The sequence below is a fragment of the Desulfobacter sp. UBA2225 genome (assembly GCF_002348205.1).
GTDB classification, from domain to species: domain Bacteria; phylum Desulfobacterota; class Desulfobacteria; order Desulfobacterales; family Desulfobacteraceae; genus Desulfobacter; species Desulfobacter postgatei.
Genome location: NZ_DDYV01000343.1, coordinates 1 through 13,520, shown reverse-complemented (window position 1 = coordinate 13,520; position 13,520 = coordinate 1). Strand labels below are relative to the sequence as shown.

12 protein-coding genes are annotated in these 13,520 nt (G+C 47.8%); 10 read left to right on the top strand and 2 right to left on the bottom strand.

The annotated features are described in order from the left end of the window. The first annotated feature begins 495 nt into the window (after positions 1-495). The 5 genes from B3D59_RS17865 to B3D59_RS17845 all read left to right on the top strand — a co-directional run bounded on the left by B3D59_RS17865 (position 496) and on the right by B3D59_RS17845 (position 5,024). Positions 496-807: an IscA/HesB family protein gene (locus B3D59_RS17865; protein WP_286822497.1), complete on the top strand. Its 312-nt coding sequence runs from the start codon at positions 496-498 to the stop codon at positions 805-807. 13 nt (positions 808-820) lie between these two features. Continuing rightward, positions 821-1,306, top strand: coding sequence for a hypothetical protein (locus B3D59_RS17860; RefSeq protein ID WP_286822496.1), 486 nt, complete (start codon positions 821-823; stop codon positions 1,304-1,306). A gap of 98 nt (positions 1,307-1,404) precedes the next feature. Further along, on the top strand, positions 1,405-2,730 hold the full coding sequence (locus B3D59_RS17855; protein ID WP_286822495.1) for a (Fe-S)-binding protein: 1,326 nt from the start codon (positions 1,405-1,407) through the stop codon (positions 2,728-2,730). Between the two features lie 252 nt (positions 2,731-2,982). Then, positions 2,983-4,263, top strand: coding sequence for a double-cubane-cluster-containing anaerobic reductase (locus B3D59_RS17850; protein ID WP_286822494.1), 1,281 nt, complete (start codon positions 2,983-2,985; stop codon positions 4,261-4,263). A gap of 8 nt (positions 4,264-4,271) precedes the next feature. Beyond that, positions 4,272-5,024 carry an acyl-CoA dehydratase activase gene (locus B3D59_RS17845; RefSeq protein WP_286822493.1) on the top strand — a complete coding sequence of 251 codons (753 nt, stop codon included), beginning with the start codon at positions 4,272-4,274 and terminating at the stop codon, positions 5,022-5,024. Positions 5,025-5,030: 6 nt separating this feature from the next. On the opposite strand, the gene B3D59_RS17840 is transcribed toward B3D59_RS17845, so the two are convergent. Beyond that, positions 5,031-5,417 carry a hypothetical protein gene (locus B3D59_RS17840; RefSeq protein WP_286822492.1) on the bottom strand — a complete coding sequence of 129 codons (387 nt, stop codon included), beginning with the start codon at positions 5,415-5,417 and terminating at the stop codon, positions 5,031-5,033. Further along, positions 5,398-5,475: a hypothetical protein gene (locus B3D59_RS17835; RefSeq protein WP_286822513.1), complete on the bottom strand. Its 78-nt coding sequence runs from the start codon at positions 5,473-5,475 to the stop codon at positions 5,398-5,400. Before B3D59_RS17835 ends, B3D59_RS17840 begins: the two co-directional genes overlap by 20 nt. 449 nt (positions 5,476-5,924) lie before the next feature. Here B3D59_RS17835 and B3D59_RS17830 point away from each other — a divergent pair, with 449 nt between their 5' ends. The 5 genes from B3D59_RS17830 to B3D59_RS17810 all read left to right on the top strand — a co-directional run. Then, positions 5,925-7,544: a sigma-54 interaction domain-containing protein gene (locus B3D59_RS17830; RefSeq protein ID WP_286822491.1), complete on the top strand. Its 1,620-nt coding sequence runs from the start codon at positions 5,925-5,927 to the stop codon at positions 7,542-7,544. A 199-nt stretch (positions 7,545-7,743) separates the two neighbouring features. Continuing rightward, positions 7,744-8,103 (top strand): response regulator, encoded by a 360-nt coding sequence (locus B3D59_RS17825; protein WP_286822490.1) that lies wholly within the window; start codon positions 7,744-7,746, stop codon positions 8,101-8,103. A 127-nt stretch (positions 8,104-8,230) separates the two neighbouring features. After that, positions 8,231-8,743: a chemotaxis protein CheW gene (locus B3D59_RS17820; RefSeq protein WP_004074689.1), complete on the top strand. Its 513-nt coding sequence runs from the start codon at positions 8,231-8,233 to the stop codon at positions 8,741-8,743. 47 nt (positions 8,744-8,790) lie between these two features. After that, positions 8,791-11,109, top strand: a complete 2,319-nt coding sequence (locus B3D59_RS17815) for a methyl-accepting chemotaxis protein (protein WP_286822489.1) — start codon at positions 8,791-8,793, stop codon at positions 11,107-11,109. 182 nt (positions 11,110-11,291) lie between these two features. Further along, positions 11,292-13,520 (top strand): GAF domain-containing sensor histidine kinase (locus B3D59_RS17810; protein WP_286822488.1); only part of this gene is annotated, 2,229 nt, incomplete at its 3' end.

Below are 13,520 nucleotides of genomic sequence, written 5' to 3'. Positions count from 1 at the left end.
ATGGCCTAAAATATGACCAAGGCCCCCATCTGCAACGCGCAGATGGGCAACTTTGCGCCCAAACACGGGATGTTGTCCTGTCACCAACTAAGGGACCATCCGCAGGTTTGGATTCAGCGTTGGATGCCATGATTCAAAACCGCTTCGGTCACCNNCCCCCCCGCAGGTCACATTAAATATATATCATGATAACACCTCTTCCAATGGGCAAAATTGAATATCCCGATAATAGAAATACAAGCACATAAGGATTATCAATTTGCCAAAAACCCCTATTTTATATAGGTCTTGAATCGTTTCTGGTTTAGGTTGGATAATTGTTACTGACTATAAAGGAAGGGGTATGATGACAAAGTTTCCCAGACGACACTGAGGTATTTTGAAAGCACCGCCCGTGGCTGGCTGGTGCAGAATTTAATGGAGAAACACTTGTTATTACATTGAAAAATTGAAAATAACACCCGGCCAATTTTAGTATTTAAAGGAGTCTGTCAGATGATCAATGTCACTAAACCTGCCCAGGAACAGGTCAGGATGTACTTTGAAGGCAAAGAAATTACGCCCATCAGAATTTTTCTCAACAGCGCCGGATGCGGCGGGCCAAGCCTTGCTATGGCTTTAGACGAAAAAAAAGATACAGATGCCGTATTTACCTTTGATGAGGTGGAATACATTATGGATAAAAACCTTTTGGAAAAGGCCGGCCCTGTGGATATTGATTTCGCAGGCACCGGCTTTCGCCTTGAATCCGCCCTGAAACCGGCAGGCGGATGCAAGGGGTGCAGCGGCGGGACATGCGGCAGTTAACCGGAGGGTTCGTATGGCTTTTGAAGTCCACCTTCATCCCAAACTGGAAAGGCAGCTTACTGCAATGGAAGGTCAGGTCAATTCACCATTCATTGCAGCAGGCCGTGCCAGAACAATCATTGAGGCCATGATCCAAGGCCAGACTTCTCAGGCTTCAGGACTATTCAGGGCGCGTTCAGATGCCAGGGTGAAAAATTCATGGAAATATGACCTTGGTGCAGGATATCGTCTTATCTGCATCCGCACCAAACAGATCATTTACATCATGCATATCGGGGATCACGAAAGCTGTGATGCCTGGCTGAATAATAATTCAAAAAAGCAGCCCCAAAATACTGAAATGAAGATGACCGCATTCACCATTCGTAACAACCCGGCACCATTTGATTTTCAAACAGTCAGGTCGCAGGACCGAAAACCGGATTTTGACGATCAATACCTGACACCCATTCCCCAGGAATACCTAAGAAAGGTATTCTGCGGGCTTGTGGCTGGTTGATAGGCTGACTGATAGCGGAACATCGGGAATTTAATAATAATAATAATGCTGATGTAAAAAGATTAGACCTTAAAGCAACCATTTCAAAGGAGAACGTTATGACCGAGGCAATACAACTTGATAAGGGAAAAAAGGCAGCGTTTAAAGAAAAACTGATGAGTAAACTGCCGAATGGTGTCAACCTAAATACATGCCTGACATGCGGCGTATGCGCTTCCGGTTGCCCGGCAACAGGGCTTGAAAATATGGACCCGCGCAAGTTTGTCAGGATGGTGGCTTTGGGCATGGATGAAGAGATAACCAACAGCCCGTGGGTGTGGATGTGCACCCAGTGCCAGCGATGCCTCTATGTCTGCCCGATGAAGATCGACATTGGGGCTATGATCTTTGAAGCCCGGCAGTTAAAGCCCCGTGAAGAGAGGCCAAAAGGTATTTTAGGTTCCTGTGATATGGCTCTTCGAAATACCAGCGGCAGTGCCATGGGGCTTTCTGAAGAGGATTTTGAATGGGTGGTCGGCGACATTCTCGAGGAAGTCCAGGAAAGCCAGCCGGGCTGGGAAGAGCTTGAGGCGCCGATCAACAAAGAAGGGGCTCATTTCTTTGTAAGTCAGAATTCCCGTGAACCGGGTGTGGAGCCCGAAGAGATGGTTCCCCTGTGGAAGATTTTAAATATCGTTGGTGCCGACTGGACCTATGGCACCCGGGGCTGGGGTGGTGAAAACTACTGTATGTTCCTTGCCGATGAAGAGAAATGGGAAAAAGTAACCCGGAACACCCTTGAATCGGCCATGGAACTGGACTGCAAGGTATACCTGAACACCGAGTGCGGCCACTCCACCTTTTCCGTATGGAAAGGCCAGCAGAAGTTCGGTATTGAGACCGATCTTGAGATTGCCCCCATGGTTATGTACTATGCCAAATGGATGCGGGAAGGCAAACTGAAACCCGGCTCCGACTGGAATAAAGATCTTAAAATCAAATTTACGGTTCAGGATCCCTGTCAGCAGGTTAGAAAGAGCTTTGGCGATGCTTTGGCCGAAGATCTGCGCTTTGTTGTCAAAGCCTGTGTAGGCGAAGAAAATTTCATCGACATGGCCCCCAAATACTCCAATAATTTCTGTTGCGGCGGCGGTGGCGGATACCTGCAGTCCGGGTACAATGAACAGCGTCTGAAATACGGCGAAATTAAAAAAGATCAGATCGTGGCCACGGGTGCAGAATACTGTATTACACCCTGCCATAACTGCCATGATCAAATTCACAAGCTTGCCGATCATTACGAGTGTCATTATCATGTTATGCATTTATGGACATTGATCTGCTTTGCATTGGGCGTGCTCGGCGGGAAGGAACGGAAATATCTGGGGCCGGACATGAAATTGCTTAACATGCCGGAAGGCCAGGAACTGGATGAAGACTTTTAAAACGCTATGTAACGTTTAGATTTCTGGTTATAATTTTTAAAGGGCAGGATATGGTTTCATATTCTGCCCTTATGTTTTTATTGAAAATTCCAATTGTATTTATTTTTTCTATTTGTATTTTCGTTTTGATTTAAAATCCCGCCCCCCATTATACTTGCAAATTTCAAAACAGATTAACTCTCGTAACAACTTGAGACTAAATTGTTTATCGATTTTAAAAGACAAACTTTGACGTTACAAAAGGAGAATACAATGAGCGAAGATTATGCCCCCATGTGGGAGAGCCTTGGCATGGATTTACAGGCCCACGACGCGTTATTAGGTGTTTTGGGGCAAGGGTACCGGGACATATATCTTGCCCAGAAGAATCGCCCCGAAGGCATGGGTTATTTTGATTTTGTCATGAGCGAGGTTCATGGGTTGAGAATCAAGGAGCTTTTGGACGAAAAAAAGCAGAACCGCAAAATCATCGGCAGCTATTGCGTATTTGTTCCCGAAGAAATTGCGCTTGCAGGCGGTGCCACCCTGGTAGGATTATGTTCCGGTGCGGACTTTGCCGTTGAAGAAGTGGAAAAACATTTACCGAGAAACACCTGCTCATTGATTAAGTCTTCCTTTGGTTTCAAACTTGGCAAGGTCTGTCCCTACCTTGAAAGTGCAGACATGATTGTGGGAGAAAACACCTGTGACGGCAAGAAAAAAGCCTATGAAATATTTGCCGGTATGGTGGACAACCTTTATGTCATGGACCTTCCCCAGGTCAAATCCAGCCAGGGACGCTCGCTTCTCAAAGCAGAATATGAACGGTTCAAAACAGCAGTGGAGAAATTAACGGGAAATAAGATCACCGCGGAAACCCTTAAGGAAGGAATTAAGGTGGTCAATGCCAAACGAGCAGCCCTGCACCGGCTGGCAAGATTAAGAAAGGCGGACCCGGCTCCCATTTCAGGACTTGACGCCCTTCTGGCCAATCAAGTGTTCTTTTACGACAATCCAGCCAGGTTCACCGAATCGGTAAACAAAATCTGTGACGAACTTGAGGTGCGAATCAAGGAAAATCAGGGCGTATTCCCTTCAAAAACCCCGAGGATTCTTATCTCCGGCTGTCCCATGGCCGTACCCAACTGGAAACTGCCCTGGATAATTGAAACCTCAGGTGCCGTAATCGTAGGCGAAGAGTCCTGCGTGGGCGAAAGGGGCACCCGGAATCTGACCGAGGATTCAGGAAAAAGCCTGGATGAATTGATGGAGGCTATCACAGACCGATATTTCAAGGTGGACTGCGCTATTTTTACCCCCAACCAGGACCGGAGCGACCATATTGTTGAAATGGCCAAGGCCTATGGTGCAGACGGTGTGATCCATTACGGTCTGCAGTTCTGTCAGCCTTATATTATGGAATCCATCCCTGTGGAAAATAAACTTGAAAAATTAGGCATTCCCTGCATGAGGATTGAAACCGATTACGGCATGGAGGATGTCGGGCAGCTTAAAACCCGGGTGGAAGCCTTTATAGAACAAATCTCTGACTAAGGAAAAAAATGATTTGCGCAGGCATTGATATCGGTTCCAGAAGCATTGAACTGGTAGTGGTTGAAAACAAAAAGGTGATTGAAACCCGCCAGACAGATACCGGATTTGACCCCATTTCCCAGGCCAAAAAAGTGATGGATGGGGTAAAATTTGACAAGATCATGGCCACAGGTTACGGACGCAACCTTTTTGAGGTGGCGTTTGAAGATGCATCAACGGTCACGGAAATCAAAGCCCATGCTGCAGGCGTTCGCCTTGAATTCCCCGAAGCCCTTGCCATTCTTGATATTGGCGGCCAGGACAGTAAGTCGATCCGGCTCAATGAACAGGGTCGGGTGGTGAAATTTGAAATGAATGACCGGTGTGCTGCGGGTACGGGCAAATTTCTTGAAATCATGGCACAGAATCTGGGATTTTCCCTGGATGAGTTTGGTCCGGCCGCCCTTGCTGCCCAAAAAGATCTTCAGATCAACAGCATGTGCACCGTCTTTGCAGAGTCTGAAGTGACATCGCTCATTGCCAAGGGCCAGGATCGACAGCAGATTGCCCGGGGTCTTCACTTAAGTGTGGTCAAACGTGCCGTGGGCATGCTGAACCGCGTGGGAGCCCAAGGGCCCGTTGTATTCTCCGGCGGGGTGGCACAAAACCCATGTATGGTGCACATGGTGGCAAAGGCCCTGGAAAAAGAGGTCCTTGTCCCCAATCACCCCCAGATGATGGGCGCCTTGGGCGCAGCCATGATCATGGCTGAAAAACAGTGAAAAGGATCAACCAAAAATTTCTCTGAGACGTACCTCATCCTGCCAGACAGCGTCTGTATCCGCATAAAGTTGCTTAAGGGTTTGGGTCACATGCGCCTGCATCTGCCCAAATCCCTCCTTCCCCATATCCCGGGACACATGGATAGGGGAGCCAAACCGGATGATTACCCGGGAAAAGGGTTTGGGCACCATGAAACGGTCCCAGGAATTGAACGCCCACAGGTTCTGCCCGGACATAATGACGGGAACAATGGTCAGTTGTGCATACTGGGCAATGCGAATCAGACCAGGTTTCACCGCGCCGAACGGTCCCTGGGGGCCGTCCACGATATGGCCGATTTTGTAGTCCTGGCTGGCCAGGATTTTCATGGTTTCAAGGGCCTGGCCCCCCATGGGATGAAGACCCCCTCACGGCCCGCCAACCCAGAATGTTCACAGTCCGGGCCACCATTTCACCGTCTCTACTCTGGGAAATCATAATGGCAATGAGCTTTCGGTGCGAAAAAAAGGTTATCCCCGGGAAAAACCGCTGGTGCCATAAGGCATAAACCAGTCGCCCACCAGCCTTTAAAAGGTTCTGTTCATTGTCCGGATCGACAATCCTAATCCGGTAGGTGGCTCACAAAAGCCTGACAAGAAACAACCCTGCGTAGGGAAACAGATAATGGTACAAAAAACGCCTGGAGTTCTTTCTCACCATTCACTTCCTCCGATCACCAGAAGCCGGAACAAAAAAAGTATAACCCGAAGTTTATTAACACAAAAACAGGAGATCTGCCAAGTCTCCTGAAAAGCGGATTTAAACTTCCTGAAAACGCATTAAAACACTTGCCTTTAGGTGCTTGGATCTCTACAATAAATTCTCGTTTTTATTCACACTCAAAATAACACGCGGTTCGAATGAATCAGAATGAATTGATTGAACAAATCAATAGCCTTAAAGAGCAGTTTAAAAAAACGACTTTTGATCTTGAAAAAAGAAAAAAAGAACTTCACTGCTTATATACGATTTCAAAAATAGCCGAAACAGAGAATCTTGACATTGATTTTCTGATGCAGCAGGTGGTAGAGATCATCCCCTTGAGCCTTCAGTATCCGGACATATCTGCCGCAACAGCAGTCGTCTTGAATAAAACATATAAAAATTGTCCCCATGCGCCTAACCAATGGAAAATTTCTGCGCCAATAAAATTTTCAGGAAAAAAGATAGGATCGTTAACCGTATACCTGACCCGGAAACCTGACCAAAACTTTCAAACGCCGTTCCTCAAGGAAGAACAGGAGCTGATCAATGGTGTTTGCGAACGGGTCGGAAAAATCATACAACGCATACAGATCACTGAACAACTCAAAGCGATTGAGTACGAACTGCACTCAAAACAGGGAAATCGGATATGGGTGGAAGAGGATCAGACCAAAATCCCCAGGAACAACTCGCCTGCGCTCTTCTCCATCCTGCGGGATATAACCCGGGAAAAAGAAAAAGAGCACCTGGTTACTCAGGAAAAAAACCGGTTGCAGCAGGAAAATATCCGGTTGCGATCCAGCATAAAAGAGCGGTACCGGTTTCAGAATATTATCGGGATGAGCCCGGCAATGCAGCACGTATATGATCAAATACTGACGGCTGCCAACTCGGATGCCAATGTTTCCATCTACGGCGAGTCCGGAACAGGGAAAGAACTGGTTGCCAGAGCCATTCATGATTTGAGTCTCCGGAATGCCGACGCCTTTATCACCATCAACTGCGGCGCCATTCCTGAACCGCTGATGGAAAGCGAATTTTTCGGCTATAAAAAAGGCGCCTTTACCGGTGCGGCATTTGACAAACACGGATATCTGGATCTGGCAGATACCGGCACCTTGTTTCTGGATGAAATCGGAGACCTGCCGCTAAGCATGCAGGTCAAGTTGCTGCGGGCCATTGACGGCGGCGGATACTATCCCATTGGCAGCCAATCAAAGAAAACATCGGATTTCCGGATTGTTGCCGCCACCAACAAAAATTTGAAACAATTGGTCGGTGAAGGATTTATGCGGGAAGATTTTTATTACCGTATCCAGGTCATCCCCATCTTCCTGCCGCCTTTGAAAGATCGAAAAGAAGACATTCCGCTCTTGATTGATCACTTTACCGGCATATACGCCAAAAACAGTCCTTTAAAAAAAATCCCCAACCATATTGCTGCACAAATTTTAAATCACGACTGGCCCGGAAATATCCGTGAACTGCAAAACGCCCTGTTACGTTTTTTTTCCACCGGCGAATTTGAAATTTTAAATATGACCGTCAAGCCAATCCAGTCTGATCATTTCAAGCGATCTATTCCGCCTGGAGACACGACCAATGACCTTTCCCATGCCATAAAAACAGTTGAAAAAGAACAGATTATCAATGCATTGCAATCGACGAACTGGCATCGTTCCTGTGCGGCGGAAAAGCTTGGTATCTCCCGCAGCACCCTGTTTCGCCGGATGAAAAAACATGGTTTAAAATTGAAACAAAATGTTCGATATTGACACATACATCATAAATCCCCATAAATTCAGCTTGTTCCATAAGAAAATTCAGCTATTGTTTCAAAATTGACACAGTCGTCTAAATCAAGCATGTGACCGGATAAAAATAAAAATCACATATTATTAAATAGTTACAACAAAAAAGAAGGTTGGCATCGTTATTGCTTACAACCATTCCCATTAAGGATATGGAGGCTATATGAAAATTCTTATTGTTGAGGATGACCCCCAGGTTGCCGCCTATATTCAAAGAAGAATGGAACGATGGGGATATGACTATCAGACAGCAGGCAATGGAAAAGAGGCTTTGCACCACGTTTTAGAAACCGCATTTGATGTCATTTTACTGGATATCATGCTGCCGGACTACCTGGGATATGATCTCATCCCTGAATTCAAACAGATTGATCCGAACATCAACATTATCACCATGACCGGAGAGAATTCGCGTGAATTAGAACAACGTGTCAGAAAAGAGGGAATTTTATATTACATGGTTAAGCCGATTGAAACTCAAAACCTTAAACTCTTATTGGAACATCTGTGCAAAAACGGATAGTCGCCAGGCATCAGTCCCGGATTGACGCCATAATTTTTTTGCATGATTAGATTTCAACGTTAGGGCCATGGATTTTAAAATTTCCATGGCCCTAAGAAATATGATTTATCAAAAAGGAGAAAAGTGAATGACCCAGGACATAAGCCTCATGGACCAAGCCATCAGGGAGATCAACACAAAAATAGGGAAATACCTGACCTTTTCCCTGGAAAAAGAAGAATACGGCATCGGGATTCTAAAGGTAAAGGAAATCATCGGAATGATGCCCATTACATCGGTTCCCCGGACCCCGCAGTTCGTTAAAGGAGTGATTAACCTGAGAGGAAAAGTGATCCCCATTGTGGACTTGAGAGCCAAATTCGGCATGGCCGGCATTCCATATACGGAACGAACCTGCATTATCGTCGTGGAGATTGACTCCAGCGATGCCACGATTCTCATCGGCATCGTGGTGGATGCGGTATCTGAAGTCCTGAATATCCATGGTGATGAAATTGAAGACACCCCGGCCTTTGGCACCCATCTGGACACTGAATATATCATGGGTATGGCCAAAATTGATGGAGGGGTCAAAATTTTGCTGAATATTGACCGGGTTCTTTCCAGCGCAGAGATTCAAGATTTTCAAAGTATCGCATAGCGGATTTGAACCCAATAATAAAACATATGATAAAAGGGAATGCAAAGATGAGAAATATGAGTTTAGGAATTAAAATATCCGCAGGATTTGGGCTATTGATCCTTATTGCCATTGCGCTTGGCGGGATGGCGGTCTGGAATATGAACACGGTTAAAACACAGAATGTAATGCTGGCTGAGGAATACGTACCCGAAGTGGAGATGGCCATGGCGCTCAGGGGGGCTGTAAGCCGGCTGATGTTTGAAATGCGCGGGTATGGATTTACCGAGGACGACACTTTCTATCAAAAAGCCCGGGAAGAGCTGGCGACTGTGGAAAAAGCAGTTGAAGCGGGAAGGCGTCTGGATGAAAAAGCAGTAAATCTTAAAAAGCTCAAGGAGGAGTTGGCCGAGGCGACCAAGGGCATTGACAATTATAAGGCATTAATTGAACAAAGCGTGGACACGAGTGCCGAACTGGCAAAGAACCGCGGAGTGCTGGATAAATCCGCAGCCCAATACATGGCCAACAGCAATGCCTTCCTGGCCAGTCAAAACCAGCAATTTGAAAGGGACTTGGCCGAACGGCAGCAAAAAGTCACCCATGTGAGTAACTTGGTTGACATCGGTGCTGAGGTCCGGGTGATGAATTATAAAGCCCAGGCCAATAATACACCGGATATGATTGATGCGGCGGCCGGCAAACTGGACAGCGCCTTCACGGTGCTCGAGAACCTTCGGTCCATCACCCGGGATGAAGCAGACCTCCGGCGCATTGATGCCACCGCTTCCGCCGGCAAAAACTACCAGGAGGCCATGAAGGCCTTTGTTCCGGAATTCAGAAAGTCGCTGTTGGCGGACCAGGGTGTATTGGCCCGGCTCAAGACCAAAATGGACGAAAATGCAGCGGTCTATATGAATAACTGTAATGAATTCCTCAAAGGGCAGCAGGAAAAATTAAGCCGGGATATGCTGGATCGACGCAATAAAATAACCCTGGTGGGTGATGTGACCAATCTGGGAAATGATGCGCTTATCGGTACATTTAAAGCCCAGGCCATGAGAAGCCCGGCTGTAATAAAAACAGCCCTGGAAGATTTTTCCAAAATTAATGACAAACTGGATGCCCTCAAAGCCGCGACCCGTTCAGAAGAAAACCTGAAACAGATTGAAGCGGTCCGGCAGGCCGGCACCACATATAAAACAGCCATGTCTGATTTTCTAACCAACTGGACCCGGCTTCAGGAAATCGGCCTTCAGCGCGCGGAAGCCGGTGAAGTGGCCATTGCCGCATGTAATGCCATGGCTGATGCGGGAATGTCCGCAACCAGCGGCATTGCCGATGGAGCGGTCGCGTCCCTTGGCAATGCATCCACGGTTATGACCATCGGTTTGATCGCTGCGCTCATTGTGGGATGTATAATCGCATTTTTTATTACCCGGGGCATCACCGTACCGGTGAACCGGATTATTGCCGGTCTGAATGAAGGTGCCACTCAGGTGGCGTCTGCATCCACGCAAGTCTCTTCATCCAGTCAGTCCATGGCGGAAGGCGCCTCCCAACAGGCGGCATCCATTGAAGAGACCTCTTCCTCCATGGAGGAGATGTCATCCATGACCAAAAAGAACTCCGAAAACGCAAGCCATGCAGACCACCTCATGAAAGAAGCCAATCAGGTGGTTAAAACGGCCAATGACTCCATGCACGATTTGAATCTCTCCATGCGTGAGATCTCAAAAGCCAGCGAGGAAACCTCCAAAATAATCAAAACCATTGATGAAATTGCATTCCAGACCAATCTTCTGGCATTAAATGCGGCTGTGGAAGCGGCCCGTGCCGGTGAAGCCGGCGCCGGATTTGCCGTGGTAGCCGATGAGGTCAGAAATCTTGCCATGAGAGCGGCGGAAGCAGCCAAAAACACGGCAGCATTAATTGAAGACACCGTAAAAAAGGTCAATCATGGATCCGAACTGGTCTCCACCACCCATGAGGCCTTTTCAAAAGTGGCCCAAAGCTCTGCTAAAGTCGGGGAGATCGTGACCGAGATATCCGAAGCGTCCAATGAGCAGGCCAACGGCATTGAACAAGTCAATTTAGCGATCACGGAAATGGATCAGGTAGTACAGCAGAATGCCGCCAATGCAGAAGAATCGGCTTCAGCATCAGAAGAAATGAGCGCCCAGGCCGAACAACTCAAGGAGTATGTGAGGGACCTGGTACTCATAGTCAAGGGCAGCGGCAGCCACAACGAATCCATAGCCGGACGGACGCAAATCAAAACCATTGCTGGACCGAAAAGACAAGTGCCGGCCCAGGCATCATCCCGAGAGCTCAGGCCGAACCAGGTGATTCCGCTGGATGACGATGATGATTTTACTGATTTTTAAATCAGTTAAATAAACTCGGCAGGATGGATAATTTTCCATCCTGCCCGTCCAGTGTGTACAGATTAGAACCATGACGCGCATGACGGACATGACGATTGATTTTCCTGTATATTCTTCATGCGCTTCATGGTCTTCATGCTCTTCATGGTAAAATACTTAATCCTGCCTTGGGACAATGTGTAATGGTCAATGATAGACATAGAAACGATTTTTGGCATCAGATTCCCGGGCTTAAATTTCCTGGAAAGCGTTCCTACCAGGTGACCGTGGCGCTTGTATTCGGATTGATCGGATTCGGCGTTAATTTTCTGGACATTGAATTTTTAAAAACCGGCGATTTTAAAATCAGCATTCTGTTGGGAGTATTCTTTCCCCTGCTCATTGCCTTGGCCTGGGGCTGGCGCTACGGACTGCTTTGCGCCCTGGCCGGCGGATGCCAAACCATGTGGTGGCTCTGGTACGAGGGCGGCTGGGGGATCCTTTACTCGGTGCCGGTCTTCACCTTATGGATTGTCTGGCACGGCTGGTGGGCCGACCGCCGCTCCGGCAGCTCTCCCTGGTATATGACCTCGTTTGCCGTGGAGATTCCGTTCCGTATTATTAGTGAACTCGGCTTTATGATGCTATTTCCATGGCTGGTCTCTTTGAATCCACCGCCCTGGGACCCCTTGCTGGTACAGGACCACGTGAGTCCGGCCTGGCTCCATACGGTGGGCATTAAAAACACGGTGACAGCCTATCTTTTTCTGATGATCGCCTATGTCATCTTCAGCCTGGGGCCTGCCCGGCGTTTTTTCGGCCTGTCGTCACGACGGGCCCAGGCCGATACCATGCTCATATATATCACTGCCATGCTGTTCGGGCTGGTTTTGTGGATACTGGATGTTCTTACGAATTACTTTTTTTTCCCTATTGATGGACAAACTTTCTGGGGGCTTGCAGTGCATGGGGCAAGCCCCAAAGAGCTGTTTTTTAGATCCTTTTACGTAACAGCGGCCTTGCTTGTTGGGGTCCTCATGGATCGCGTCAACCGCAGCCGGGTGAAACTGCAAGAGCGCCTCGACCACCAGAACCGTTCGCTGGCAGCCATCCGTAACGTCAACCAGCTCATTGTCGGAGAAAAGGATCCGGATCGCCTTCTGAAGGAAGCCTGCCGTCTGCTGGTGGAAACCCGCAGCTTTTATAACGCATGGATCGCGCTGACAGTGGACGGGCGGCCAAAGAGACCATTTTATCATGCGGGGTTTAACGGCGGGTTTACCCCCATGGCCGAATTCCTGCTCGCCGGGGATATACCGGCTTGTGCCAAAGCGGTCCACACGTCCGGCAATATTCAGGTAAAAGAAAACCCGTCAGAATATTGCAAGGGCTGTCCGTTGAGTGCGCTCTATGCCGGCCGGGCCGGACTTTGTGTGAGGCTGAATCACGCTGACAGGAACTTTGGCTGGCTCAGCCTCTCCTGCCCCATCGAGTTTGCCCAGATCTCCCAAGAACACGACCTCATAAAGGAAGTGGCAGGCGACATTGCCTTTGCTCTATGGGCCATTGAAAACGAAAATCACCGTAAAACCGTTGAAAGTCAATACGCTGGCGTATTAGCGGCCTCTGTTGATGCGGTGATGGCTTTTGACCTGAATGGCAGGATCACGGTGTTCAACCCCAGCGCGGAAAGAATGTTTGGTTGTAAGGCAGAAGATGCCCTGGGGTCGCCCATCACACGCTTCTGCCCTGAAGACCGCCTGGCAGAACATCAAATAAAGATACGTCATGTGCATGAAACCGGTGAATTAACCGGTTATGAGTCCGAAAGGCTGACTGCCGATGGCCGACGGATATGGGTAGAGATCTCAATGTCCCTGAGCCGGAACGATCTGGGCAGTCCACAGCGAATAAATGCTATTTTACGGGATATCAGCGAACGGAAAAAAATGGCAAAGCAGATTCAGCAAGCCCAGAAAATGGAAGCCATTGGTTCTCTGGCCGGCGGTATTGCCCATGATTTCAACAATATCCTTTTTCCGATTATCGGGTTTTCACAAATGCTGATGGAAGATTTTTATAAAGAGAGCACTGAATATAAAAATGCCAGGGAGATTCTAACAGCAGCCCGAAGGGCTAGCGAGCTTGTCAACCAAATTCTTTCTTTCAGCCGTCAATCCGAAGATAAAAGCATTCCCGTTCGATTTCAAACTATTATTAGAGAGGTGTTGAAACTCTGCCGGTCAACCATCCCGAGTAATATAAAAATCCATCAGGAGATCAATTTCCAATGCGGTTATATAATGGCAGACCCGACAAAACTGCACCAGGTCGCCATGAACCTGATGACCAATGCGTATCATGCCATCGCGCCGGACCATGGAGAAATATCATTAAGGCTTTGTGAAAAAGAATTCGGTCAGGAAGATATC

Coding starts and splice junctions, on each gene's coding strand:
- B3D59_RS17865 (WP_286822497.1), top strand. CDS start 496: ATGATCAATGTCACTAAACCTGCCCAGGAACAGGTCAGGATGTACTTT.
- B3D59_RS17860 (WP_286822496.1), top strand. CDS start 821: ATGGCTTTTGAAGTCCACCTTCATCCCAAACTGGAAAGGCAGCTTACT.
- B3D59_RS17855 (WP_286822495.1), top strand. CDS start 1,405: ATGACCGAGGCAATACAACTTGATAAGGGAAAAAAGGCAGCGTTTAAA.
- B3D59_RS17850 (WP_286822494.1), top strand. CDS start 2,983: ATGAGCGAAGATTATGCCCCCATGTGGGAGAGCCTTGGCATGGATTTA.
- B3D59_RS17845 (WP_286822493.1), top strand. CDS start 4,272: ATGATTTGCGCAGGCATTGATATCGGTTCCAGAAGCATTGAACTGGTA.
- B3D59_RS17840 (WP_286822492.1), bottom strand. CDS start 5,417: ATGGGGGGCCAGGCCCTTGAAACCATGAAAATCCTGGCCAGCCAGGAC.
- B3D59_RS17835 (WP_286822513.1), bottom strand. CDS start 5,475: ATGGTGGCCCGGACTGTGAACATTCTGGGTTGGCGGGCCGTGAGGGGG.
- B3D59_RS17830 (WP_286822491.1), top strand. CDS start 5,925: ATGAATCAGAATGAATTGATTGAACAAATCAATAGCCTTAAAGAGCAG.
- B3D59_RS17825 (WP_286822490.1), top strand. CDS start 7,744: ATGAAAATTCTTATTGTTGAGGATGACCCCCAGGTTGCCGCCTATATT.
- B3D59_RS17820 (WP_004074689.1), top strand. CDS start 8,231: ATGACCCAGGACATAAGCCTCATGGACCAAGCCATCAGGGAGATCAAC.
- B3D59_RS17815 (WP_286822489.1), top strand. CDS start 8,791: ATGAGAAATATGAGTTTAGGAATTAAAATATCCGCAGGATTTGGGCTA.